Origin of the sequence: Streptomyces sp. NPDC005811, assembly GCF_040630405.1 — a bacterium.
In the GTDB taxonomy this organism is placed as follows: domain Bacteria; phylum Actinomycetota; class Actinomycetes; order Streptomycetales; family Streptomycetaceae; genus Streptomyces.
Genome location: NZ_JBEXXK010000071.1, coordinates 1 through 24,872 on the forward strand (window position 1 = coordinate 1; position 24,872 = coordinate 24,872).

General features: G+C 72.5%; 21 protein-coding genes and 1 pseudogene. 13 read left to right on the forward strand and 9 right to left on the reverse strand.

The window, feature by feature from the left end:
• Positions 1–71: 71 nt before the first annotated feature.
• From tatA to ABZ490_RS45740, 3 genes are read right to left on the reverse strand one after another with little or no spacing between them, the layout of a single operon-like run.
• Positions 72–305, reverse strand: coding sequence for a Sec-independent protein translocase subunit TatA (tatA, locus tag ABZ490_RS45730; protein ID WP_359004622.1), 234 nt, complete (start codon positions 303–305; stop codon positions 72–74).
• Between the two features lie 16 nt (positions 306–321).
• Positions 322–2,898: a magnesium-translocating P-type ATPase gene (gene mgtA / locus ABZ490_RS45735; RefSeq protein ID WP_359004625.1), complete on the reverse strand. Its 2,577-nt coding sequence runs from the start codon at positions 2,896–2,898 to the stop codon at positions 322–324.
• Entirely contained in the window at positions 2,888–3,247 is a 360-nt protein-coding gene (locus ABZ490_RS45740; RefSeq protein ID WP_359004628.1) for a metalloregulator ArsR/SmtB family transcription factor, read from the reverse strand. Before ABZ490_RS45740 ends, mgtA begins: the two co-directional genes overlap by 11 nt.
• A gap of 107 nt (positions 3,248–3,354) precedes the next feature.
• Here ABZ490_RS45740 and ABZ490_RS45745 point away from each other — a divergent pair, with 107 nt between their 5' ends.
• The 6 genes from ABZ490_RS45745 to ABZ490_RS45770 all read left to right on the forward strand — a co-directional run bounded on the left by ABZ490_RS45745 (position 3,355) and on the right by ABZ490_RS45770 (position 9,518).
• Positions 3,355–4,155: an SAM-dependent methyltransferase gene (locus ABZ490_RS45745; RefSeq protein WP_359004631.1), complete on the forward strand. Its 801-nt coding sequence runs from the start codon at positions 3,355–3,357 to the stop codon at positions 4,153–4,155.
• A 262-nt stretch (positions 4,156–4,417) separates the two neighbouring features.
• Positions 4,418–5,434, forward strand: a complete 1,017-nt coding sequence (locus ABZ490_RS45750; RefSeq protein ID WP_359004634.1) for a substrate-binding domain-containing protein — start codon at positions 4,418–4,420, stop codon at positions 5,432–5,434.
• 72 nt (positions 5,435–5,506) lie between these two features.
• Positions 5,507–8,128 carry a nitrate- and nitrite sensing domain-containing protein gene (locus ABZ490_RS45755; protein ID WP_359004637.1) on the forward strand — a complete coding sequence of 874 codons (2,622 nt, stop codon included), beginning with the start codon at positions 5,507–5,509 and terminating at the stop codon, positions 8,126–8,128.
• 11 nt (positions 8,129–8,139) lie between these two features.
• A complete protein-coding gene (locus ABZ490_RS45760) occupies positions 8,140–8,574 on the forward strand; it encodes a roadblock/LC7 domain-containing protein (RefSeq protein ID WP_359004640.1) in 435 nt (144 codons plus the stop codon).
• Position 8,575: 1 nt separating this feature from the next.
• Positions 8,576–8,932 (forward strand): DUF742 domain-containing protein, encoded by a 357-nt coding sequence (locus tag ABZ490_RS45765; protein WP_055638740.1) that lies wholly within the window; start codon positions 8,576–8,578, stop codon positions 8,930–8,932.
• Entirely contained in the window at positions 8,919–9,518 is a 600-nt protein-coding gene (locus ABZ490_RS45770) for an ATP/GTP-binding protein (protein ID WP_359004643.1), read from the forward strand. Before ABZ490_RS45765 ends, ABZ490_RS45770 begins: the two co-directional genes overlap by 14 nt.
• Positions 9,519–9,717: 199 nt before the next feature.
• Here the strand turns inward: ABZ490_RS45770 and ABZ490_RS45775 are convergent.
• Positions 9,718–10,131: pseudogene (locus ABZ490_RS45775) on the reverse strand (ankyrin repeat domain-containing protein); the annotation flags it as partial.
• Between the two features lie 185 nt (positions 10,132–10,316).
• Here ABZ490_RS45775 and ABZ490_RS45780 point away from each other — a divergent pair.
• Positions 10,317–11,687, forward strand: coding sequence for a glycoside hydrolase family 43 protein (locus tag ABZ490_RS45780; RefSeq protein ID WP_359004646.1), 1,371 nt, complete (start codon positions 10,317–10,319; stop codon positions 11,685–11,687).
• A gap of 33 nt (positions 11,688–11,720) precedes the next feature.
• On the opposite strand, the gene ABZ490_RS45785 is transcribed toward ABZ490_RS45780, so the two are convergent.
• Together ABZ490_RS45785 and ABZ490_RS45790 are read right to left on the reverse strand one after the other, a co-directional pair.
• Positions 11,721–13,481: an aromatic amino acid lyase gene (locus tag ABZ490_RS45785; protein ID WP_359004765.1), complete on the reverse strand. Its 1,761-nt coding sequence runs from the start codon at positions 13,479–13,481 to the stop codon at positions 11,721–11,723.
• Complete coding sequence (locus ABZ490_RS45790) at positions 13,478–14,437, reverse strand: ABC transporter substrate-binding protein (RefSeq protein ID WP_359004649.1); 960 nt, start codon at positions 14,435–14,437, stop codon at positions 13,478–13,480. Before ABZ490_RS45790 ends, ABZ490_RS45785 begins: the two co-directional genes overlap by 4 nt.
• 346 nt (positions 14,438–14,783) lie before the next feature.
• Here ABZ490_RS45790 and ABZ490_RS45795 point away from each other — a divergent pair, with 346 nt between their 5' ends.
• The 4 genes from ABZ490_RS45795 to ABZ490_RS45810 are packed head-to-tail and all read left to right on the forward strand — an operon-like array spanning position 14,784 to position 19,101.
• Entirely contained in the window at positions 14,784–17,561 is a 2,778-nt protein-coding gene (locus tag ABZ490_RS45795; protein WP_359004652.1) for a sensor histidine kinase, read from the forward strand.
• Entirely contained in the window at positions 17,558–18,034 is a 477-nt protein-coding gene (locus tag ABZ490_RS45800; RefSeq protein ID WP_059202334.1) for a roadblock/LC7 domain-containing protein, read from the forward strand. Before ABZ490_RS45795 ends, ABZ490_RS45800 begins: the two co-directional genes overlap by 4 nt.
• 31 nt (positions 18,035–18,065) lie before the next feature.
• Entirely contained in the window at positions 18,066–18,515 is a 450-nt protein-coding gene (locus ABZ490_RS45805) for a DUF742 domain-containing protein (protein WP_359004657.1), read from the forward strand.
• Positions 18,502–19,101 (forward strand): ATP/GTP-binding protein, encoded by a 600-nt coding sequence (locus ABZ490_RS45810; protein WP_359004660.1) that lies wholly within the window; start codon positions 18,502–18,504, stop codon positions 19,099–19,101. The genes ABZ490_RS45805 and ABZ490_RS45810 overlap by 14 nt, the downstream gene beginning before the upstream one ends.
• Before the next feature lie 99 nt (positions 19,102–19,200).
• Here ABZ490_RS45810 and ABZ490_RS45815 read toward each other — a convergent pair whose 3' ends face one another.
• The 3 genes from ABZ490_RS45815 to ABZ490_RS45825 are packed head-to-tail and all read right to left on the reverse strand — an operon-like array spanning position 19,201 to position 21,664.
• Positions 19,201–19,869, reverse strand: coding sequence for an ABC transporter permease (locus ABZ490_RS45815; protein WP_359004663.1), 669 nt, complete (start codon positions 19,867–19,869; stop codon positions 19,201–19,203).
• Positions 19,866–20,546, reverse strand: coding sequence for an ABC transporter permease subunit (locus ABZ490_RS45820; protein WP_359004666.1), 681 nt, complete (start codon positions 20,544–20,546; stop codon positions 19,866–19,868). The genes ABZ490_RS45815 and ABZ490_RS45820 overlap by 4 nt, the downstream gene beginning before the upstream one ends.
• The gene (locus ABZ490_RS45825) at positions 20,543–21,664 is read right to left on the reverse strand and encodes an ABC transporter ATP-binding protein (protein WP_359004768.1); all 1,122 of its coding nucleotides are present in this window, start codon (positions 21,662–21,664) and stop codon (positions 20,543–20,545) included. The genes ABZ490_RS45820 and ABZ490_RS45825 overlap by 4 nt, the downstream gene beginning before the upstream one ends.
• A gap of 224 nt (positions 21,665–21,888) precedes the next feature.
• Here ABZ490_RS45825 and ABZ490_RS45830 point away from each other — a divergent pair, with 224 nt between their 5' ends.
• Complete coding sequence (locus ABZ490_RS45830) at positions 21,889–22,749, forward strand: dolichyl-phosphate beta-glucosyltransferase (RefSeq protein WP_359004669.1); 861 nt, start codon at positions 21,889–21,891, stop codon at positions 22,747–22,749.
• Positions 22,746–24,830 carry a glycosyltransferase family 39 protein gene (locus ABZ490_RS45835; protein WP_359004672.1) on the forward strand — a complete coding sequence of 695 codons (2,085 nt, stop codon included), beginning with the start codon at positions 22,746–22,748 and terminating at the stop codon, positions 24,828–24,830. The genes ABZ490_RS45830 and ABZ490_RS45835 overlap by 4 nt, the downstream gene beginning before the upstream one ends.
• The last annotated feature ends 42 nt before the right edge of the window (positions 24,831–24,872 follow it).

The window sequence follows — 24,872 nt, forward strand, 5'->3', positions numbered from 1 at the left end:
CGGGGCCGGGACCACCTGCACACGGCAGGAGGGTCCCGGCCCCGCCGGTTCTCCCGGTTCTCCCGGTTCTCTCAGTGCGTGGTGACGGGCGGGTCGGCCGGAGCGGTCGTGACCGTGGTCTGCGGCTCGGAGACGGTGCCGCCCGCGGTGCCGTCGTCCTTCATCGCCCTGGCCTCGCTCTTGAGGATGCGCATCGACCTGCCGAGCGCGCGCGCCGTGTCCGGCAGCTTCTTCGAGCCGAACACCAGGACGACGACGACCGCCACGACCAGCAGGTGCCAGGGCTCCAGTCCATTGCGCAGCATGCTCGAGACCTCTCCGTCAGCAATGGTTGCTATGTTGCGCAACTGTACAACCCGGAGGCTCCTCCGACCGAGCCCCCCGGGGACCCCGGGTCAGCCGGCGCAGGGCCGGCGCGTACAGGCCGAGGACGACGGTGAGCAGCAGGTAGTACGGCAGCGGCAGCGCGGTCATGCCGAGCCGGGCGCCCAGCGGGCTCGGCGGCAGCAGCACTCCGACGGCGCCGAGCAGGGCGGCGGCCCGGCCGACGGGGCCGGTGGCGGCGCCGCGGCGTCCGGTGCGCAGCAGCACCATCACCAGGGCCTGGGTGAGCAGGTTCTCGGTGAACCAGGCGGAGTGGAAGACGGCCTCGTCGTCGACCGCGTCGGGGCCGTGCAGGGCTAGGGCGAGCACCCCGATGGTGGCGAGGTCGGCGACGGCGTTGAGCGCGCCGAACCCGGTGAGGAACCGCAGGAAGGAGCGGGGCCGCAGCCCGGCGGGGCGGCGCAGCGCGGCGGCGCCGGGACGGTCGTACGCGAAGGCGAGCTGGGCGGCGTCGAAGCACAGGTTCTGCACGAGCACCTGGGCCGGGAGCATCGGCAGGAACGGCAGCAGCAGACCCGCCGTGAGCATCGCGAGGACGTTGCCCAGGTTGGAGGAGAGGGTGACGCGCAGATACGAGACGATGTTCCCGCTGCTGTACCGGCCCGCGGTGACGGCGTGGCCGACGGCCGCGAGGTCCCTCTCGCCGAGGACGACGTCGGCGCACTCCCGGGCGACGGCACAGGCCGAGCGCGGCGCGATGCCGACGTCGGCGGCGCGCAGGGCGGGGGCGTCGTTGACCCCGTCGCCGAGGAACCCCACGGTGTGCCCGGCCGCCCGCAGCTCCTCGACCACGCGCGCCTTGTCGGCGGGGGTGCACCGGGCGTGCACGACGCGGTCCGCGGCGGCCGGTTCCGGGGCGGGGCCGGCGTCCGCCCCGATGACCACCCGATCCGGCTCCCACCCCAGCTCACGGCAGACCCGGGCCGCCGTGCCCGGGTGGTCCCCGGTCAGGACGCGGACCGTGACGCCCAGGTCGAGCAGGCCGCGCAGGGTCTCGGCGGCCTCCGGGGCGAGGGTGTCGCGGAAGGTGACCAGGCCGCGGAAGGTGAGGCCGCGTTCGTCGGCGGGGGTGTAGGGGCGGGTGCGCGCGGGGCGCCGCGCGGTGGCGACGGCGAGCAGGCGCAGACCGGCGTCCGCCTCGCGCCGGGCGAGCGCGGTCAGGCGGTCCCGCTCCCCCTCCGCCAGCGCGCACCGGTCCAGGACGTCCTCCACCGCGCCCTTGACGACCAGCGTGTGGGTGCCGGGGCTCGGGCCGCGCAGCACCGCGGTGGCCAGACGCCGGACGGGGTCGTGCGGGACGGCGTCCACTCCGTCGTACGCCTCGGGGCCGTCCGCCCCGGACCGCGGGGCCGCCTCCAGGAGCGCCTCGTCGAGGGTGTCCGGCTCGGGGAGTTCGGCGAGCTGGAGGGTCCACCAGGCGTTGACGGCGGCCCAGTGCAGGGCGCCGGGGTCGTCGTGCCCGTCCGGGCCGAGGGAGCGGTCGACGACGGGGCGGTCCTGGGTGAGGGTGCCCGTCTTGTCGACGCAGAGCACGTCGATCGCGCCGAGGTCGTGCAGGGCGGGCAGCCGTTTGACGATCACGCCGTGGGTACGGGCGAGCAGGGCCGCGCCCCGGGCCAGACAGGTGGTGACGATCACCGGGAGCATCTCGGGCGTGAGGCCGACGGCCACCGCGACAGCGAAGGGCACGGTCTCCAGGCCCCGGCCGCGCAGGGCGGCGTTCGCCATCAGCACGAGCGGCGGGGTGAGCAGCATGAAGCGGATCAGCACCCAGGAGATGCCGTGCACGGACCGGTCGAAGGCGCTGGGCTCCCGCCGCCCGGTCCCGTCGAGCGCGGCGGCGATCCGGGTGCGCGCCCCGGTGGCGAGGACCACGGCGGTGGCGCTGCCGGAGGCGATGTCGGAGCCCTGGAAGCAGAGGTGGGACTCGGCGGCGGGGTCCGGGGTCTGCGCCGCCGTCTTCGCGACCGGCGCCGACTCGCCCGTCAGCGCGGACTGGTGCACGGTGAGGCCGCGGGCGCGCAGCAGGCGTACGTCCGCCGGGACGAGGTCGCCGGGGCCGAGCCGGATCACATCGCCCGGCACGAGGTCGGCGACCGGCAGTTCGCGGGCGCGGGGCGGCTCCCCGTCGGCCGGCCGGCGCAGCACGGTGGCCGTGCCGGCGACCAGGGCGCGCAGCCCGGCCAGGGACCGGTCTGCGCGGTGCTCGCCGCTCGCGCGGAGCACGACGCTGACCGCGACGAGCGCGAGGATCACGGCGGCGGTGCCCCAGGACGCGACGAGCGCGGAGACCAGGCCGAGGACGAGGAGGACGGCGGTGAAGGGGTCCCGGGTGCCGCGCAGCAGCAGCCGGGGCCAGGAGACGGGGCGGGCCGCGGGCGGTGTGTTGTCGCCGGTGGCGGCGAGCCGGGCGGCGGCCTCGGCCTCGGTCAGCCCGCGCGGCCCGCTCTCCAGGCGGCGCAGCACCTGCAGGGCGGTGCCGTCGGCGCCGGCGGCGGGTGCCTCAGAGGCCACGGAGACGGGCGGCCGGGTGCGCGGCCCCGGCGACGCGGTCGGCCGGGCCGGTCCGGCCGGCGAGGCGGTCCATGGCCAGGCGGACGACGTCCACGACGTCCGGGTCGTCGACGAAGTAGACCTGGCGGCGGCCCTCGCGCCGGGAGCGGACGAGGCCGGCCAGCTTCAGCTTGGTCAGGTGCTGGCTGACGGCCGGCAGCGCGCCGCCGACCCGGTCGGCGAGCCCGGTCACATCGCTCTCGCCGTGGGACAGCGCCCACACCAGGTGCAGCCGGGCCGGGGAGGCGAGCAGCCCGAAGGTCTCGGCCGCGTGCGCGAGCACCTCGGCTGCGGGATCCTCGAACGCCACGGTGGTCGACCTCCTCGGCTGGGCGTGAACCGGTTCAGTGTAGGGGGCGGCCGTTTCCGGGCCCGTGCGCCTGTTCAACGGGCGTACGGGAGTGGGAGGTTGGACGTATGAGCCCTGAAGAGATCGACTCCGGGACGCCCCACTCCGCCCGGATCTACGACTACATCATCGGCGGCGAGGACCACTTCCCGGCGGACCGCGAGGCCGGTGACGCGATGGTCCGGGAGTGGCCCGCGCTCCCGGTGCACATGCGGGCCAACCGCGACTTCATGCACCGCGCGGTCGGCCATCTGGCCCGGGAGGCGGGCATCCGCCAGTTCCTCGACATCGGGAGCGGCATCCCCACCTCCCCCAACCTCCACGAGATCGTCCAGGCCGAGGCCCCCGACGCCCGGGTGGTGTACGTCGACCACGACCCGCTCGTCCTCACCCTCTCCCGGGATCTGCTGGGCGGCTCGGACGAGGGGCGCACCGTCTATGTGGAGGCCGACCTGCGCGACCCGGCGGGGATCCTGGCTTCGCCCGCGTTCCGCGGGACGCTGGACCTGGGGCGGCCGGTCGCCCTCACCGTGATCGCGATCGTGCACTTCCTGCTGGACGAGGACGACGCCGTGGGCATCGTGCGCCGGCTGCTCGACCCGCTGCCCCCGGGCAGCTACCTGGCGATGTCCGTCGGCACCGCGGACTTCGCGCCCGACGAGGTGGGCCGGGTGGCCCGGGAGTACGCGGCCCGGGGCATGCCGATGCGGCTGCGCACCCGCGCGGAGGCCGCCGCCTTCTTCACGGGGCTCGACCTCGTCGACCCCGGCATCGTCCAGGTGCACCGCTGGCGCCCCGACGGCAGCGGCACCGAGGTGCTGCGCGACGAGGACATCGCGATGTACGGGGCGGTGGCACGCAAGCCCTGACCCGCGGTGACACGGAGGCGTTCCGCAATTTTGACGATCATTCAATCCACCTGCGGCTATGCTCCCTTTCGCCCCCTCCGGTCCCGTCCCACATCACGATGCGGCAGCAGCACCTCACCCCAAGTGGTTGTTTACTTGACTACCAGCGGTCACACACGGTTGGCTCCGAGCCAGCGATAGCGTCTCGCCGGCGCCCACCCCGTCGCTCCGGCGGCGCACGCCCCGTCCTCATGCTCTGCCGCACAGCGAGGTGCAGCCCCCCATGAACAGTCCCCTCCCCGCCTCACCGCCGCCAAGACCCGCCGGCCCCGCCGGATCGGTGCGCATCACCGTCCTCGCGGTCACCTGCGCCCTGTTCCTCGCCGGCTGTTCCGGCGACGGCTCCTCCGGCCCGGACGGAGCGAGCGGCTCCGGCGGCCGAATGAAGGTCGCCCTGGTCACCCACGGCGCCCAGGGCGACGCCTTCTGGGAGCTGGTGCGCAAGGGCGCGGAGGCCGCGGCCGCCAAGGACGACGTCGAGCTGAGCTACACGAGCGACGCCGACGGGGCCGGTCAGGCCGAGCTGGTGCGGGACGCGGTCCGCGACAAGGTGGACGGCATCGCGGTGACGCTGGCCAAGCCGCAGGCGATGAAGAGCCCGGTGGCCGCGGCGAAGGCGGCCGGGATACCCGTGGTCGGTCTCAACTCCGGTATAGACGCCTGGCAGTCGACCGGACTGCTGGAGTACTTCGGCCAGGACGAGAGCGTCGCGGGCCGCGCGGTCGGCGACAAGCTCGACGGCCTCGGCGCGAAGCACACCCTGTGCGTCATCCACGAGCGCGGCAACATCTCCCTGGAGGCCCGCTGCGCCGGTGTGAAGAAGACGTTCACCGGGGAGACCGAGATGCTCTACGTCGACGGGACCGACATGGACGCGGTGTCCGCCGCCGTGACGGCACGCCTCCAGCAGGATCCCGGTATCGACGAAGTGATCGCCAACGGGGCGCAGTTCGCGCTCGCCTCGGTCGACGCGGCGAAGAAGGCGGGCAGCAAGGCGAAGGTCGCCACCTTCGACCTCAACAAGGACCTGGTCGGGGCGGTCCGCGACGGCGGGGTGCAGTTCGCGGTGGATCAACAGCCGTATCTCCAGGGCTATCTGGCCGTGGACGCGCTCTGGCTGTACCGGACGAACGGCAACATCAGCGGAGGCGGTGTGTCCCCCGTGCTGACGGGGCCGGCCTTCGTCACGAAGTCCAATGTCTCCGACGTGGCGCGGTTCGCCGCCGACGGTACGCGCTGACCCGGCGGTGCACGCCGGTCCCCCCGCCCCCCCTCCCCGCATCCGCTCCCCGCTGATCACCCTAGGACGACCATGTCTCCACGGACAGGTGCCCGGCGCCGGCGTCTCGGCTCCATACGTCTCTCCCTGATACTCCTGGCGCTGGTGCCCAGCGTCACCCTCGCCGCCATGTGGGGTGTGACGACGATCCAGATGTTCTCGGAGGGGCTGCGGCTGCGCACGCAGACCGAACTGAGCCGCTCCACGGGCGCGATGGGCACCGAGGCCACCCTCGCGCTCCAGCAGGAACGCAGCCTGTCGGCCGTGTGGCTGGCCTCGGGGGGCGGCACCGCCCGCGCCGCGCTGGACGCCCAGCGCAAGAGGACGGACACGGCGGTCGCCAAGCTGGTCTCCCGGGCCGACGCCATCCAGCAGGCGCCCGAGCGGGTCAGGGACCAGTTGTACTCGGTCGTCGCCTCGGTGAGCAGCCTGGAGTACTACCGGGGCCAGGTGGACCGGCCCACCGGCATCACCGCCGCGCAGGCCCTGGACCAGTACACCTCGATCATCGACGTCCAGATCCACGCCTTCCAGGAGCTGTCGCAGGTCGACGACGGCGACCTCACCTCGCAGGCCGGCCCGCTCGTCGCCCTGGAGCACGCGGCGGAACTGGTCTCGGAGGAGGATCTGCGGCTGACCCTGGCCGGGCCCTCGGGGCGGATGGACCAGAAGACCTGGTCGCAGTTCACCCAGTTGGTGAACACCCGGCGCTGGCTGGTGGAGGACCAGATCGTCCCCTCGCTCACCGGGGCCGCCAAGACCGAGACCGAGAAGATCCTCACCAGCTACCAGTGGCAGATCCTCCAGTCCATCGAGGACAAGGTGCTCGCGGCCGGGGCCGAGCGGGACAAGAAGGGCCTGGTCGTCCTGCCGGACGTGCAGAAGCAGTGGCGGGCCGCGCTCATCGAGGTCTCCGACCAGTACGCGACGCTCATCCAGCGGCAGACCGCCTCGCTGCTCCAGCACAGCGCGGACAACGCGCGCGCCCTGCTCATCAAGGCCGCCTCGCTGAGCGCCGGCGGTCTCGTCGCCCTGCTGCTGTGCGTCGGGATGTCCTGGCGGATCACCCGGTCGCTGTCCCGGCGGCTGCGCGGTCTGCGGATGGCGACGCTCAGTCTGGCGCAGGAACGGCTCCCGGACGTGGTGGCGCGGCTGGACCGGGGAGAGACTGTCGATGTGGAATCGGCGACCCCGCCGCTGGACTACGGCGGTGACGAACTCGGCCAGGTGGCCACGGCGTTCAACGCGGCGCAGCGCACCGCCGTGCACACCGCGGTCGAACTCGCCGACACCCGGCGGGGTTTCCAGAAGGTCATCCTCGGCATCGCCCGGCAGAGCCAGAACCTGGTCAACCTCCAGCTCAGCAAGCTCGACGCGCTGGAGCGCGCCCACCAGGACCCGGAGGTCCTCAAGGGACTGTACGAACTCGACTCCACGGCAAGCCAGTTGCGCCGGTACGAGGAGAACCTCGTCATCATCAGCGGGGGCCGGCCGGGGCGCAGCTGGTCGGAGCCGGTGGCGCTGATCGACATCCTGCGCAGCGCGGTCGGCGAGGTGGCCCAGTACCAGCGGGTGGAGGTGCACACCGAGGAGGACCTCTACATCGCGCCGCCCGCGGTGGCCGACGTGATCCATCTGCTGGCCGAGCTGATCGACAACGCGACCTCGTACTCGGCGGCGCCGAGTCCGGTGGGGGTGCGGGCCTCGACGGTGGCCAAGGGGCTGGCGATCGAGGTCGAGGACCGCGGTCTCGGTCTGTCCGAGGAGGACTACGAGTCCTTCAACGCGCAGTTGGCGGTGCCCCCGCAGTTCGACGTGGTGGCGCTCGCCGACGACCTGCGGCTCGGCATGTTCGTGATCGCCCGGCTGGCCACCCGGCACGGCATCGCGGTGACCCTGCGCCCCTCGCCGTACGGCGGTGTCACGGCGATCGTCCTGGTCCCGCACGACATCGTGGTCCGCGAGACCACCGCCCCGCCGCCCCCGGCCGCGCCCGAGCCGGTCGACACGATCCGCAGACTGTCCGAGGCCCTGCGGGGACTCTCGGACGAGGAGGAGCCGGCACCGGCCGACGGGACGTCCGACGGGTCCGGTACGACCGGGGAGCCGACCGGGAACGAGGAGCCCACGCCCAGGCCCGATCCCGAGCACGGCCGACCCCACGACGGGCGCACCCCTCCGCTGCCGCGACGCGACAAGGCCGCCGCCATCCAGGAGGCGTCCGCACCGGCGGGCGGCCCGAGGAGCACACCCCGCACACCGCCGTCCCCGGCCGCACCCGAGCCCGCACCCGAGCCCGAGCCCGAGCCCGAGGAGGCACCCCGCTCCCCCGGGCTCGCGACCGCCGGTGCCGGAGGTCGGGCGGGCGGGCTCAGGCCGTTGCCTCAGCGGGTTCCGCAGACCAGCCTCGCCGCCGAGTTGCGGGAGGAGGCGCCGCCCTGCGAGGAGGACGGCTTCCCCGACGACTTCACGGCCGAGCGCGCGGCCTCCTCGCTCGCCGGTTTCCAGCGCGGCACGCTCCAGGCCCGCGACCACGAGGACGCCGATGCCGACGACGCCGATGCCGATGCCGACGACGCCGTGCTCCCGCCCGGTCCGGCGGTCACCGCCGCAGGCGCCACCCAGACCCCGACCCCGCCCGCCGACCGCTCATGAAGGACACCGCGATGACACACTCCATCCCCGCCACGAACACCCAGCTCGACCAGTTGCTGACCGGCCTCGTGGACCGGGTGGCCGATGTGAACCAGGCCGTCGTGCTCTCCGAGGACGGGCTGGTGGTCAGCAAGTCCACCGGGTTCCTGCGGGAGGACGCCGAGCGGCTGGCGGCGACCGCCTCGGGCCTGATGAGCCTGAGCAAGGGCGTCAGCATGGACTTCCGCGGCGGCCCGGTGCGCCAGGCGCTCATCGAGATGGCCAACAGCTATCTGATCCTCACCTCGGCCGGTCCCGGCGCCCATCTGGTGGTGCTGGCCGGCTCGCACGCCGACGTCGGCGTCGTCGCGTACCAGATGAACATGCTGGTGAAGAAGATCGGCGAGCACCTGAGCGCGGCACCGCGGGCCGGTATCGGTCCCGCCGTCCGCGGCAACGGCGGGTGAGGTGAGCCAAGGCGACGAAGCGGGCCGGCTCGTCAGGCCGTTCACCCTCACCGGTGGGCGGACCCGGCCCAGCCGCGCCGACTTCACGCTCATCACGACGGTGACGGCGGTGGACCCGCCGCCCGAGCGGGCCGCGCGGCCGCAGCCGGAACACGCCCGGATCCTGCGGCTGAGCGCCCGTCCGGTGGCCGTGGCGGAACTCGCGGCCCATCTCGACCTGCCGGTGAGCGTGGTCGTCATCATGCTCTGCGATCTGCTGGAGGCGGGCCTGATCACGGCCCGGCCGCCCCGTTCCGTCTCCGGCGCCGCGGATCTGGACCTGCTGCAGAAAGTGAGGGACGGCCTTGGCCGGATCTGAGCCCACCGCAGGCGCGGTCGCGGCGCCCGACACGGTGAAGATCCTCATCGCCGGTGGCTTCGGCGTCGGCAAGACCACCATGGTCGGGTCGGTCAGCGAGATCGCTCCGCTGCGTACGGAGGAGCCGCTGACCGTCGCCGGTCTGGAGATCGACGATCTGAAGGGCATCGAGGAGAAACGGTCCACCACCGTGGCCCTCGACTTCGGACGGATCACCATCGGCGACGACCTGGTGCTGTATCTGTTCGGCACCCCGGGTCAGCAGCGGTTCTGGTTCATGTGGAACGACCTGGCCGTCGGGGCGCTGGGGGCGGTGGTGCTGGTCGATGTGCGCCGGCCGGAGTCGAGTTTCGCGGCGATCGACTTCTTCGAGCGCAGACACATCCCCTTCGTGGTCGCGGTGAACGGCTTCCACGGGGAGCATCCCTATCCTGCGGAGGAGATCAGGGCGTCCCTGGCGCTGCCGGAGGGGGTCCCGGTGCTGCTGTGCGACGCGCGGGAGCGGGAGTCGTGCCGGGACGTGCTGATCGCCCTGATCGACCGGGTGATCGCGGATGTCACCCTGGGGTCGGGCCCGGCACGCTGACCGGTCCCTCTGCCGGTCCGTCTGCCGATCTGTGTGCCGGTCCTTCAGCCGGTCCTTCAGCCGGTCCTTCAGCCGGTCCTTCAGCCGATCCTTCAGCCGATCCGTCTGCCGGTCCTTCAGCCGGTTCTTCAGCCGGTTCTTCAGCCGGTTCTTCAGCCGGTTCTTCAGCCGGTTCTTCGGCCGGTTCTTCGGCCTCCCGGCGGGCGATCGCGGCCCGCAGCAGGTCGGCCGTCTCCGGGTGCGGGCCCCGCAGCGCCCAGCGCAGGGGCGTCCAGCCGGTGCCGTGGTCCTCGCGGAACATGGGGTCGGCGCCATGGGCCAGCAGGACGCGGACCGTCTCGGTGTGGCCCCAACAGGCCGCCGCGCACAGGGGAGTTCCCTCGGCGCCGGGACCGGCGCTCTCCGCGTCGGGCGGCGCACCTGCCGCCAGCAGGCTGCGGGCGATCCCGGCCGCGCCCTGAACACAGGCCGCGTACAAGGGAGTCGTGCCGTCGACATCGGGGGCCGCCGGGTCGGCGCCGGCCTTCAGCAGCCGGTCGACGCGCGCGCCCTGGTCGCACAGGACCGCCCCGGCGAGGGACTGGGTGAGTTTCTTGCGCCGTCTTCTGTTCACGGCCGCCGAGGGTAGCCCGACACGGGCCGCGCGATCACACGGTTTCTCATGGGCGGCGCACAGCAGGACGGCGGAAAACCGCCAAGCCTGTCTCAATGATTGACCTGTTCCTCTCCCGCCCCTACGTTCTGACCGGCTCACCGAACCTCGTTCGATATATCGGCCAAAATATCCGTGGAGAGCACATGACCCCCAACCCCTCCCGCCGCCTCTTCCTCGGCGCGGCGGCCTCCGTGCCCCTCGCCCTCACGCTCGGCACCCCGGCGGCCCACGCGGCCGACTCGGCGTACGTGATGTGCTACTTCACCGAGTCGACCAACCTCGGCGACGGCACCGACTACGGCCTGCACCTGGCCGTCAGCACGGACGGACTGCGCTGGACGCCGCTGAACCAGAACAACCCCGTGGTCACACCGACCGAGGGCGCGCTCGGGCTGCGCGACCCGTTCATCCTGAAGAAGCAGGACGGCACCTTCGTGGTGCTCGCCACCGACCTCAAGGGCACCGACTGGAGTTACGTCAGCCAGTACGTGCACGTGTGGAACTCCACGGACCTGCGCACCTTCACCGGCTACCACCGGCTGAAGCTGCACGACATGAACACCCACAGCTGGGCGCCCGAGGCGTTCTGGGACGCGAGCCGGGGGCAGTACGGGCTGATCTACTCCGCGGTCAACGACAGCGGCCACAACGTGATCATGGTGAACTACACCAGCGACTTCGTCACCGCCTCGGCCCCGCAGGTCTTCTTCGACCCGGGCTACGACGTGATCGACGGTGACATGGCGGTGGGGGTGAACGGCTACAACTACCTCTACTTCAAGAAGAACCAGACGCTCGTCGGCGCGCGGTCGACCACGCTGGACCCGGGCAGCTTCACGGAGTTCTCCACCGGCGCCGCGCACGGCGGCACCGAGGCGCCGACCCTGGTCAAGTCCCTGTCCTCCGGCACCTGGTGGCTCTGGGGCGACACCTACACCCCCAACGGCGTCTTCTACGCCTGGCAGTCCAGCGACCTGTCGGCGGGCACCTGGACCGCGCTGGACCAGAAGACCTACACCCAGCCGGTCAACTCCAAGCACTGCGGCATCTCGACGATCACCACGGCCCAGTACAACGCGCTGCTCTCCTACTGGGGCGCACCCGCCTGGAACCGCCTCAAGTCCTACAACTACCCGGCGCGTTACGTCCGGCACTCCAACTACGTCGGCCGCATCGACGAGTACCCGGTCGAGCCGTACAAGGACTCGCTGTGGACGATCGTCCCGGGCCTCGCGGACAGCTCCGGCGTCTCCTTCCGGTCGGTCAACTACCCGACCCGCTACCTGCGGCACTACAACTACGCGCTCCAGCTCGACGTCAACGACGGTACGTCGACGTTCGCCGGGGACGCGACCTTCTACCGCACGGCGGGCCTCGCGGACTCGACCTGGTCGTCGTTCCGCTCGTACAACAACCCCACCCGCTACATCCGGCACTCGAACTACGTCCTGCGCATCGACCCGATCTCGACGTCGACCGAGCAGCAGGACGCGACCTTCTCCGTGGGCTACTGAGCCACCGGGCCGTCGATCTGCCGATCTGCCGCGTCACAACTCCGCGAGCCGCGGCAGCAGTTCGGCTGCCGCTGCCAGGTCTCCGGTCAGGGGGCGGTCGTCCGTGCCGAGGGGCAGGGCGGCCGTCGCCAGGGTGAACGCGGGGACCGTCGGCGGCACCGGCCACAGCCACAACGCGCGTACGGCGGTGACGAGTTCGCAGGCGAGGACGGTGCCGTAGGCCTCGGTCGCCCGGAGGGTCTGGCGGGCGGCCTGGCCGGCGAAGCTGGCGGCCTCCTCCAGCCCGCGGGAGAGGACGGCGTGCCCGGCCGAGGCGGGCGCCGCGCACGCGCGCAGTTCCGCGAGCGCCGAGTTGGCGGTGTACTCCAGGATCATCGTGCCCGAGCTGCTCGCGGGCCCGGCGGCGAGGAAGGCGGGCAGCCCGGTGAGGTCCGGGTCGCCGAGCGCGGACAGCCGGGCCACGGAGAGCTGGGCCGTCTGGAGCAGGGCGAGGTCGGCCGCGTCCAGGGCGAGGCCCAGCGGCGCGGCGAAGAAGCCGCCGTGGTGGTGGGCGGTGGTGCCGTCGGCGGCCACGAGCGGGTTCTCGGAGGGACAGTTGACCTCCACCTCCACGATCGCGCCCAGCCGCGCGCAGGCGTCCAGGGCGCAGCCGTGCGCCTGCGGGAAGGCCCGGAACCCGAAGGGGTCCTGGATCCGCCGGCCGGACGGCCCCTGCGCGTCGTCCCCGATCCCGAGCAGCCGCCGTACCTCCCCGGCGGCCCGCGCCGCGCCCTCATACGGTCTGAGCGCGTGCACGGCGGCCGCGTAGGCCTCCGCCGAACCGCCCACCGCCGCCAGCGAGAGCGCGGCCACGGCATGGGTGGCCCGCAGCAGCACATCGAGCCCGTGCTGCGCCAGCGCGGCCTGTCCCAGCGCGAGCGCGTTGCTGCTCAGCAGGGCGAGCGCGTCACCGGGGAGCAGGGTGACGGGGGCGGGGAGCGTACCGGGCGCAGGGTCCGCCTCCGGCGCGGCGGCGAGCGGCAGGGCCGGGTCACCGGGCCCGCCGGGTGCGGTGCGTGTCGTCGGCGGGGGCGGCACGGCGGTGGCCGTGGGTGCGTCGGCCCCGGGCGGACCGGTCCGCGGGTCCGGTCCGAGGTCCCGCCAGGAGGTGTGGGGACCGGCGGCCGGGCCGGGACCACGCCGGGCGGCGTCCGCCGAGTCGAACAGATCGCCGTCCGGGGGTCCGTCCGCCCCGGCACCCGGGGCGGCGGCCGGTCGCGCGGGGCGGGCGGCGGTCGACCAGGGGCGTTCGCCGATCAGGGTCAGGCCTGTCTGGGCGAGGGCCGTCAGGTCGCCGGTGCCGATGCCGCCGTACTCGTTGACCTCCGGGTGGACGCCCAGGCGCAGGGCCTCGGTGAGGGCGTCGACGAAGGCGGGCTGGATGCCGGCGCCGCCGGCCAGGAGCTGGTTGGCGCGGACGACGAGCATCGCCCGGACCTGACGGGCGGGCAGCGGCGCCCCGCCGCCGCCCGCGTGGCTGCGCAGCAGTCTGAGGCCGTGGGCGCTCTCGTCGCCCTCGTCGACGCCCACCGAGCGGTGCGCGCCGACGCCGGTGCCGCGGCCGTAGAGCCGTCCCCCGGCGGCGAGGCGCTGGGCGGCCCGCCAGGAGCGTACGGCCCGTTCGCGGGCCTCGGGGGCGACCGCGGGCACGGCCTCGCCGTCGGCGAGCGCGATGAGCTCGCCGACGGTGAGGCCGGTGCCGGTCAGGACGACCGGCGGGGGGGTCGACAGGGGTCGCCAAGGAGGGAACGTCAGGCGAGGCCCGCGGACTTCAGCCAGGCCTTGGCGACGTCGAGCGGGTCCTTGCTCTCCAGCTGCACCTGCGAGTCCAGGTCCAGCAGGGTCTTGGTGTCCAGCTTGGCGGAGACGGCGTTGAGCGCGTCCACGCCCTCGTCCGAGAGCCCGCTCTTGTAGACCAGGGGCGTCACGTTCGCGAAGCCGAACAGGTTCTCCGGGTCCTGGAGGACGACGAACCCTTCCTTGGTGATGGTCGGGTCGGTGGTGAAGATGTCCGCGGCCTGCACGGTGTTCTTCTTCAGCGCGGCCTGGGTGAGCGGGCCGCCAGCGTCCAGCGCCTTGAAGGACTTGAACTTCAGGCCGTACACCGACTCCAGGCCCACCATGCCCTGCTGACGGGTCTGGAACTCGGGCGAGCCGCCGAGGATCAGGTCGGGCGCGACGTCCTTGAGGTCGGCGAGGGTGGACTCGGAGGTGAGCTTGTACTGGTCCGCGGTCGCCTTGTTGACCGTGACGGAGTCCTTGTCCTCGGCCGGGGAGGACTCCAGCAGCGTCAGCTTGGAGTCGAGCTTGGCCTTGACGGCGGCGTTCACGGTCGCGAGCGACTTCTGCTCGGCCTTCGCGTCGAGGTAGGCCAGCAGCGAGCCGTTGTACTCCGGCAGGACGGTGATGGAGCCGTTCTTGAGCAGACCGTACGTGGTCTCACGGCTGCCGATGTTGGGCTTGTAGGACACCTTGATGCCCTTGGCCTTGAGGGCCTCGCCGTAGATGTCGGCGATCAGGATGCTCTCGGCGAAGTTGTTGGAGCCGACGACGACGGTCCCGTTGTCCGCCTTGTCCCCCGCGAGCGGGTCGGACTTGTCGTCGGAGGAGCCGCATCCTGCGAGCAGTGCCGTCGCCGCGGCGAGCGCGACGGCCGTCACGCCGGTGTTCCTGAGGGACCTGGACCTGCTGCTGTGGGCGTTGGAAGTCACGGTTCCGTTCCGAGCTCTGGGGGGCGATGAGGAACTGACTAGGCAAGAAGCCTGGCCTGATCCAATCCACCCCGTTCTTCATCAGTCAAGCGCGAACCTGTTACCGATTCGCTTCGTTTCGTGGTCAGTTGCGTAGTGTTTGAAAGCCCTTCCTGGAGGTTTAGGGGGCTCTTCGTAATGGATTCTTGACGTAGGGCGACGTGCTCGATCGATCAGAGAAGCGATATCGTCGCCGGAGTCGGCAGCGGCCACGGCGGTGTGCAGGGGCCACTCGAATGCCGTTTCGCTCACATTCGGCCACACGCGTGGCCCGGCACGCCCGCAACACCCCTTCGAAGGAGGCCCGGTGTCCACGAAAGAGGTGGACGCGCCCGCCCGGTCAGCGACTTCGGCACCGTCGTCCGTGCGCCGGGGGCTGCGGAGCTTCGCCGACCGGTGGCCCTTCCAGCGCAAGCTGAACCTGCTCGTCGGCATCCCGCTCGGCGTCATCGCCCTGATGCTGGCGTACCTCTTCACCGAGCTGGTGCAGGAGTCCAACCAGGCCGAGGACGCCGCCCAGCTGGTGCGCACCAGCACCCAGGTGGCCCGGCTCGTCTCGGACCTGCAGAACGAGCACCAGCAGGCGATCCTGCTCTCGGTGCGGCACCAGGCGTCCTTCGACGGCGGCACGCCCTCCACGGACCCCTACCGCAAGGCCCAGCTCACCGTGGACACCCAGGTGCGCAAGGTGGTCGACGCGTTCGGCGACCGGCTGCCCGACAGCGAGGCACAGGCGCTGCGCGGGATCGAGGGCCTGGCGGGTCTGCGGAGCACGGTCGAGCAGGGCTATCTGCCCGCCGACAACATCGACCCGGCGTACTCCGGTGCCTCGGACGCCGTCATCGACGGGCTGGGCCTGGACCGCGACTCCAACCTGGCCAGCACCTTCACCGGCAACCTGCTCGACTCGCTGCTGCGCGCCGACGCCGCCCACGGCGCCTACGAGACCGGCGTGTTCTCCTCGCGCACCGGCGACAGCAACGCGCTGATCGAGTACACCGGCGCGGTCGGCTCCTTCGAGCTGTACACCTACCAGGCCGACCGCTTCGGCCGGTTCGCCACCGCGGCGCAGGCCGACCAGCTCGGCGGCATCGAGCACAACTCCGCGCAGGCCTCCATCAGCCAGCACTTCGCCGAACTGGCCGTCGACCCGAGCGCGTTGCAGGCCGAGTCCCAGGCGGACATCCGCCGGGCGTTCCGGGCGGCCCTCGCCTCGTACCCGGACTACAGCGCGCAGGCCGGGACCCGGCTGAAGATCACCACCTCGCTGATCGACCAGATCGCCGACCGCGCCGACGACGCCTCCGTCAGCGCCCAGTGGCGGGCCGGTCTGCTGCTCAACCTCGCGCTGGTCTGCTTCGCCCTGTGGATCGCGTTCTCCATCCTCGTACGGCGTTCCGTGGTGCGCCCGGTGCTGGCGCTGACCGGTGCCGCGCAGGAGGTCGCCGACATCGCCGGGCGCGAGCTCGCCCGGGTCGCCGACGACGACGCCGAGGAGACCGGCTCGCCGCGGCTGCGCGAGCTGCCGGTCACGGCCGACGACGAGATCGGTGAGCTGGCCGAGGCCTTCAACAACGTGCAGACGACCGCGGCGGCGCTGCTGGAGCGCCAGGTGCTCAGCCGGCGCAACGTCGCCGAGATGTTCGGCAACGTCGGCCGCCGCGTCTCCAACCTCACGACCCGCCAGCTCGCCCTGATCGACTGGGTGGAGCGCGGGGAGACCGACCCGGCGCTGCTCGAGCGGCTCTACTCCATCGACCACATCGCGGTCCGTCTGCGCCGCAACGCCGACAGCCTGATGCTGCTGGCCGGCATCCGCGAGACCGTCCTCGACTCCGGCCCGACCGAGCTGACCAACGTGGTGCGTGCCGCGCTCGGCCAGATCGAGGGCTATCAGCGGGTGCAGCTCTACGCCCGCGGCGAGGCCGTCGTGGAGCCCGACATCGTCGGCGACCTCACCCTGATGATCGCCGAACTCCTGGAGAACGCCGTGTCGTTCTCCCCCGAGGGCAGCCCCGTCGAGGTGCGGGTCGGCTCCGACCAGGGCGGCGCCTCCATCACCGTCTCCGACCACGGCCTCGGCATGAGCGCCGAGCGGATCGCCGAGGAGAACGCCCGGCTGGTGCGCCGTAAGCGGCTCGACCTGGTGCCGACGAAGGTGCTCGGTCTGTTCGTGGTCGGTGCGCTGGCCCGCCGCTGGGACGTCGACGTCACCCTCTCCCGTACCCCGGGCGGCGGTGTGACGGCCGAGGTCCGCATCCCGGCCACGCTGCTGCTGACGCTCAGCGAGGTCGGCGTGCCCACCGCCGCGGCCTCGTCCCTCCCGGCCCCGTCGGCCCCCGCCGCCGGTCCCTCCCCCGCCGCCGCGGCCTCCCGCACGGGCGACGACGCCTCGCTTCCCCGTCGGGTGCCGCGCCGCGAACAGCCCTCCTGGGCCGAGCGGGACCCCGAGCCGGCGACGGCGGCCGACGCCTCGGCCCCGGAGACGGCGGCTCACCGCCGTACCGCCGAGGAGCCCGGCATGGACGCCCCGGCCCTCCCCCGCCGCACGGCCAGGACGCCCGCCCCGGCACCGGCCGCGGACACGACCGCGCCGAACGGCACCCCGGCGTCCGCCGAACGGACGACGGCCTGGGCCTCCGCGTCCGCGTCCGCGGAGGGACGTACGGCTCCCCGGGAGTCCGTGTCGGCGCACGACGGCCGTACGACGGCCCCGGCAGCCGCCTCGGGCGGCGCCCCGGCGCCCTCCGAAGCCCACGCCCGTACCCCCGACCCCGTGGGGCCGGCCGTACCCGCTCCCGTCCTCGGCGAGGAGCGTCCGGCCGCCGCCGAGGGGGCCCGGCCGCTGCGGCGGCGGGTGCGGGGTGCCACCCTGCGGACCACTGTGGACGCCTCCGCCGCAATGGCGCGGCAGGCGGCGCGGCCCGCCGACGCGGACGCCGTGCGCAGCGCGCTGGAGGAGTTCGAGGCGGCCGTGGAACGCGCCCACCGCGACACCGACAGCTCGCACGACCGACGGGTCCCGGACGAGCGCCGGAACCCCCCGCACCACCAGAACCACCTTCCGGAAGGAGCCGAGCAGTGAGCACGTCGACAGGTGGAACTCCCACCGGAGACACCACGCCGACCGATCTGCGGGCTGCCGCAGCCGACTTCACCTGGCTGCTCAACCGTTTCGCCACCGAGACCGCGGGGGTCGTGGACGCCATCGCGGTGTCCTCCGACGGCCTGCTGATCGCGGTGTCGGAGCTGCGCGAGCACGCCGACTCCGAGCGCCTCGCGGCGATCGTCTCCGGCATCACCAGCCTCGCCGCGGGCGCCTCCGGCAACTACGGCCTGGGCGGCCTGAACAAGGTCATCATCGATCTGGAGGGCGGCCACGTCCTGGTCTCCGCGATCGGCAGCGGCGCCGTCCTCGGCGTGGTCACCGACAAGGAGGCCAAGCTGGGCAACATCGCCTACGAGATGACCGTGTTCGCCAACCGCGCCGGTGCCGCGCTGAGTCCGCAGCTCGTCCTGGAGCTGAAGAACAGCGTCGGCGCCACCCGGACCCGCTGACCGCGGCCACCGGCAGAGGAAGCGAACACCGATGGCGGACGGCCAGAGCCCGCACGGCCCCGGCGAGGAACCCCTCGCCCCGGCCGGCCCGGTCGGCCCCGCGAGCGCGGTACGGCCCTTCCTGGTCACCGCCGGCCGGGTCGCGGGCGCGGGCGAGGCCGCGTCCGGGCGGGCGATGCCCGTGGAGACCCAGCTGGTGGCGACCACCGAGGGGATCGACGCGCTCGACCGGCTCTCCTTCGAACAGCACGACATCGTCGCCGCCTGCCGGGTGCCGCAGTCCATCGCGGAGATCGCGGCCCGGCTGCGGCTGCACCTGAACGTGGTGCGGGTCCTCGCCGAGGACCTGCGCTCGGTGGGGCAGCTGTCGGTGCACGTGCCCGACTCCGGCGTCACCCATGACGCATCCGTCCTGCGCAGGGTTATCGATGGCCTGCGGGCCATCCCAGACTCCCGGGGGGTACTCCGTGACTCCGACTGAACCGCTCGCCCGTCCGGCCGCCGGCCAGGCCGCCGTACGGCCGCCGCTGCCGGTGAAGCTGGTGATCGCGGGCGGCTTCGGCGTGGGCAAGACCACCGCCGTCGGCTCCATCTCCGAGATCGAGCCGCTCACCACCGAGGCGGCCATCACCGAGGTCGCGGCGGGGGTGGACGACCTCAGCCACACCCCGCGCAAGACCACGACCACCGTGGCGATGGACTTCGGCTGCCTCACCATCGACCCGACGCTGAAGCTGTATCTGTTCGGCACGCCCGGCCAGGAACGCTTCGGCTTCATGTGGGACGACATCGTGGAGGGCGCGGTCGGCGGTCTGGTCATCGTCGACACCCGCCGGCTCGACGACTGCTACGCCGCCGTGGACTACTTCGAGCACCGGCAGATCCCGTTCGCGGTGGCCGTGAACGCCTTCGACGGCAGGGTCGACCACACGCTCGACGAGGTCCGCTGGGCCCTCGACGTCTCCGAGGGCGTGCCGGTGCTCGTCTTCGACGCGCGTGAGCGGGGTTCGGTGCGGGACGCTCTGCTGGTGGTGCTGGAGCAGGCGCTCGCCCGGAGCGGCGGGTAGGCAACAGCTGCGGTTGCGGGGAACTGCGGACCGGTTGTGGCCGGTCGCGCGGTTCCCCGCCCTCCTTCAGGGCGCCTGTCCCGGCACCCCTTCGACAGGTCAGGCTGCTCGTCGCACTCCCGGCGACACCGTCGCGCGGGCCAGCGCCCAGAAGATGCCCAGGGTGGCGAGGGCCATGGCCGCGACCAGGGAGGCGCCTCCGACGACCTTCTCGTAGTCGTGCTGGTAGAGCCCGTCGACGATGTAGCGGCCGAGGCCGCCGAGACCGACGTACGCGGCGATGGTCGCCGTGGACACGATCTGGATGGCCGCCGAGCGCAGCCCGCCGAGGATCAGCGGGAGCGCGACCGGGAGTTCCACCTGGAGCAGGATCCGGGTCTCCGACAGGCCGATGCCGCGCGCGGCGTCCACCGGGGAGCGGTCGACGGAGCGCACCGCCTCGTAGGTGGTGACGAGGACCGGCGGGACGGCGAGGACGACCAGCGGGATCATCACGGGCAGCATGCCGAAGCCGGCGATGATGACGATGAGGACCAGCAGGCCGAAGGTGGGCAGGGCCCGCGCGGCGGTGGCGATCAGGGTGAGCGTGTTGCCGCCCTTGCCGTAGTGCCCGGTGACCAGGCCGACGGGCAGTCCGATCAGGGCGGAGAGACCGAGCGCCTCCAACGAGTACTGGAGGTGCTCCAACAGCCGGGTGGGGATGCCGTCGTAGCCCGACCAGTGGGCGCCGTCGGTGAAGAAGGAGGTGATGAAGTGCAGGACGTTCACCGGGCCGTGGCCTCCTTCCGGGTGCGGGTCGCGCCCGATCCGCTCGGCATCCAGGGGGTGAGCAGGACCCGTACGCCGACCAGCAGGGCGTCCACCAGGACGGCGAGGGCCGCCGTGGTGAGCACGGAGTTCCAGGCGAGTTCGGGCCGGTTGTAGATCTGCGCGTCGTGCAGCAGGTTGCCGAGCGCGCCCTGGTTGCCGATCAGCATGCCGACGCTGACCAGGCTGATGCTGGACACCGTCGCCACCCGCAGCCCGGCGACGATCGCGGGCGTGGCGATCGGCAACTGGACCTGGAGGTACCGGCGTACGGGTCCGAAGCCCATCGCGGTCGCGGCGGCGAGGGTCTCCTGCGGCACCGAGCGGACGCCGTCGACGATCGCCGGGACCAGCACCACCAGGGTGTAGACGGTGAGCGGGATCATCACCGTCAGTTCGGTCTGGCCGGTGTAGTCGATGAGGACGACGAAGAAGGCGAGCGACGGGATGGCGTAGAGCACGGTCGTCACCCACAGCACGGGCGGGTACAGCCAGCGCAGCCGCACGCACAGCTGGGCGATGGGCAGCGCCAGCAGCAGGCCGCCGAGGACCGGCAGCAGGGCCTCGCGCAGATGCAGTCCGACGAGACCGATCCAGTCGTGCTGGAGGTCGCTGGGGATGTCGAAGAAGCGGTTCATCGCAGGGCCTTCGGCGGGGCGGCCTCGTGCGCGCCGCGGATCGCCTCGGCGATCGCGGCCTGGGAGACCACACCGGTGGCCCGGCCCTCGCCGTCCACGGCGACCGCCCAGCCGGCGGGCGAGAGCACGGCGCAGTCGAGGGCGGAGCGCAGCGAGTCCTCGCCGGCGACGAACGGCCGTCCGTGGGAGAGGAGCCGGTCGGTGTCGATGCTCCCCGCGGTCAGGGCGTCCGGCTCGCCCCAGCCGAGCGGCTTGCCGTCGATGCCGGTGACGAGGAGGTACGGGGCGTCCTGGGCGGCGCGGGCGAGCTGCTCGGCGGTGGCGTCGACGGCGACGATCGGCGCGGTGAGCAGGTCGAGTCCGGCGGCGGAGAAGAAGGACAGCCGGCGGATGCCGCGGTCGGCGCCGAGGAAGTCCTCGACGAACGCGTCGGCCGGGTCCGACAGCAGGTCGGCGGGCGGCGCGTACTGGGCGAGCCGGCCGCCGGTGCGCAGTACGGCGACCATGGTGCCGAGCTTGACGGCCTCGTCGATGTCATGGGTGACGAAGACGATGGTCTTGCCCAACTCGTCCTGGATCCGGAGGAGTTCGTCCTGGAGTCCCTTGCGGACGACGGGGTCGACGGCGGAGAACGGCTCATCCATCAGCAGCACCGGCGGATCGGCGGCGAGCGCCCGGGCCACGCCGACGCGCTGCTGCTGGCCGCCGGAGAGCTGGTAGGGGTAGCGCTTGGCGAGGGAGGCGTCGAGTCCGACGCGCTCCATCAGCTCGCGGGCCCGGGAGCGGGCCCGGTCCTTGCTCCAGCCGAGCAGCCGGGGCACGGTGGCGATGTTGTCGACGATCGTGCGGTGCTGGAAGAGCCCGGCGTTCTGGATGACGTAACCCATGGACCGGCGCAGGGTGTTGACCGGCTGCCGCCGGCTGTCCTGGCCGTCGATCCAGATGGTGCCCTCACTGGGCTCGACCATCCGGTTGATCATCCGCAGGGTCGTCGTCTTGCCGCATCCGGAGGGACCGACGAGGACGGTGATCGCCCGGTCCGGTATCTCCAGGGAGAGCCGGTCGACCGCCACCGTGCCGTCCGGGTACCGCTTGGTGACTGAATCTATCCGTATCAAAACGCCGAACACCCTTCGGGTCTGACGGTTCCCGCCCGCTCTCGACCTCACGAGTTCGGACTGTTGCGGGGAGATTCTAGACCGGTCGCGTTTCAGACGGACGACGGGTGTATGGCGTACTTCAGGCCCCTCCTTCTGTGCCCGAGCTGTGAGTCCGCTGATTCTCACCCTCCCCTCAGAAGCGGCTCAGGGATTGCCCAGAGACGGCCCCCATCGTCAAGGCCATGAACGCAACGAACGCGGGAGGCGTCCGGCGCCGGTCGGTCGAGATCGTGGTGCCGGTGTACAACGAGGCACACGTCCTCGCCGACAGCATCGGCCGTCTCCACGCACACCTCGAAGAGTCCTTCCCGTTCCCGTTCCGCATCACGATCGCGGACAACGCCAGCACGGACGCCACCTGGAGCGTGGCGACCGAGCTGACCCTGCGTCTGCCCCACGTCCACGCCCAGCGGCTGGAGGAGAAGGGCCGGGGCCGCGCCCTGAAGCATGTGTGGTCGCGGTCCGCGGCGGATGTCGTCGCCTACATGGACGTGGATCTGTCGACCGGCCTGGAGGCCTTCCTCCCCCTGGTCGCGCCGCTCCTGTCCGGCCACAGCGACCTCGCGATCGGCAGCCGGCTGCACCGGCAGTCGGCCGTGGTCCGGGGCGCCAAGCGGGAGTTCGTCTCCCGCTCCTACAACACCCTGCTCAAGGCCGGTCTCGGCGCCCGGTTCTCGGACGCGCAGTGCGGCTTCAAGGCCGTCCGCACCGAGGTCTTCCGGGCCCTCGCCCCGCACATCGAGGACACCGCCTGGTTCTTCGACACCGAACTGCTGGTCCTGGCCCAGCGCAACCGGCTGCGCATCCACGAGGTGCCGGTCGACTGGACCGACGACCCCGACAGCCGCGTCGACATCGTCCGCACGGCCGTCGACGACCTCAAGGGCATGGGCCGGATGCTCCGCTCCACCCTCACCGGCCGCACCCGTGTCCCCGGCGTCCCGCGCCGCACGAGCACCCCGCAGGTACCCGCCGCGCGCATCCCTTCCTCCCCCTCCGCTCTGCCCACCGGGGCGAACAGCCACCTGGAGTACGCGTCATGACGACCCTCGCCCCGCCGCCCGCCCCGGTCCGGGAGGACGGCTCCCGTCACCGGGCCGCACCGCCCGCCGGAAGCGGCCTCGTGCGGCGCCTGTTCACCGGCGCCCCCGACGACCCGCGCTGGGCCCGCCCGGCCCTCTGGGCGATCCTCGTCCTCGCGACGGCCCTGTACGCCTGGAACCTGTCCTCCATCTCCGGCAACACCTTCTACAACGCGGCCGTCTACTCCGGCACCAAGAGCTGGAAGGCGTTCTTCTTCGGCGCCCTGGACGCCGGCAGCTTCATCACCGTCGACAAACCCCCCTTCGCCCTGTGGGTGATGGGCCTGTCGGCCCGGGTGTTCGGTTACGGCACCTGGCAGCTGATGCTGCCGATGGTCGCGGTCGGGGTCGGCTCGGTCGCCCTCCTGCACCGCCTGGTCAAGCGGGACTTCGGCCCGGTCGCGGCGACGATCGCCGCCCTCGCCCTGACCCTCACCCCGATCACGGTCGCCATCACCCGGGACACCAACCCCGACCCGGTCCTCGTCTTCCTGATGCTGCTGGGCGCGGCGGCCCTGCTGAAGGCCGTGCGCACCGGCCGGCTGATGCCGCTGGTGTGGTCGGGCGTCGCGATCGGCTTCGCGTTCAACACCAAGATGATGCAGGCGTACGTCGTCCTGCCCGCGTTCTTCCTGGTCTACCTGTGGGCCGCCCAGGGCGGCCTCGGCCGCCGGATCCGCAACCTCGCCGTCGGCACGGTCGCGCTCGTCGTCTCCAGCGCCTGGTGGATGGTGGTCGTCGACCTGATCCCCGCCTCCTCCCGCCCCTACATCGGCGGCTCCACCGACAACACGGTCTGGGACCTGGTCATCGGCTACAACGGCTTCGGCCGGATCTTCGGGGCGAGCGCGTCGGTGGGCTCGCAGGGCAACGGCGCCAGCTTCGGCGGCGAGGCCGGCCTGTACCGGCTGTTCAACGAGATCATGGGCGGCCAGATCTCCTGGCTGATCCCCTTCGCGGCGATCGCCCTGGTGGCCGGTCTGGTCCTGCGCGGCCGGGCCCCGCGCACCGACGCCAGGCGCGCGGCTCTCCTTCTCTGGGGCGGCTGGTTCCTCTTCCACTACCTGACCTTCGCCCTCGCCGAGGGCACCTTCCACCCCTACTACGTCACCGCCATGGCGCCCGGCGTCGCGGCGCTGGCCGGTGCGGGCGGGGTCATGCTGTACCAGGCCTTCCGTGAGGGCTCGGCGGCCAAGTGGGCGTGGGTGCTCCCGGCGGGCGTCGCGGCCAGCACCGTCTGGGCGGTCGTCCTGCTCCAGCGGGTCTCCGGCTCCGGCACGCTGTACACGGTCGCGGAGATCGCGGTGGCCGCCCTGGGCACCCTGTCGGTCCTCGGTCTGCTGGCCGGCCGCTTCACCCGACGGCACCGGCTGATGGGCGTCGCGGCCCTCGCGGCGGTCGTGGCCCTGCTCGCCGGTCCGGCGGCCTACTCGGTCTCGGCGGCGACCTCCGGCACCAACGGCACCAATCCGACGGCCGGTCCCAGCACCGGGGGCGGCATGGGCGGCGGCCAGCGGCCCAGCGGTACCGGCGGTCCGGGGGGCGGCACCCAGAGCTCCGGCTCGAGCAACTCCGGTACGCAGTCGATGGGTCAGCCCCCGTCGGGCAACGGCTCCTCCTCCACCGGCGAGTCCGGTACGGCCGGGTCCGGCACAGCCGAGTCCGGAGGCACCGAGACCCGGACCGGCGGCGGGACGGGCGGCGGTACCCAGGTCAGCTCCGCGATGATCAGCTACCTGAAGAAGAACCAGGACGGCGCCACCTGGCTGGTCGCGGTCGCCACCGACCAGACCGCCTCCTCGATCATCCTGGAGTCCGGTCAGCCGGTCATCTCGATGGGCGGCTGGTCCGGCTCCGACGACGCGATGACCCTCGCCAAGCTCAAGTCGCTGGTGAAGTCCGGCAAGCTGCACTACATCGTCGTCAGCGACAGCGGCCAGGGCTCCTCCAACACGGAGATCTCGACCTGGGTCAAGAAGAACGGCACGGCGGTCTCCGCCTACAGCGGTCTGTACCGCCTGGACGCCTCCGACGTGAGCTGAACCCGCCGGGAAGCACGGGCGGGCCGCCGGATCCCCTTCCGG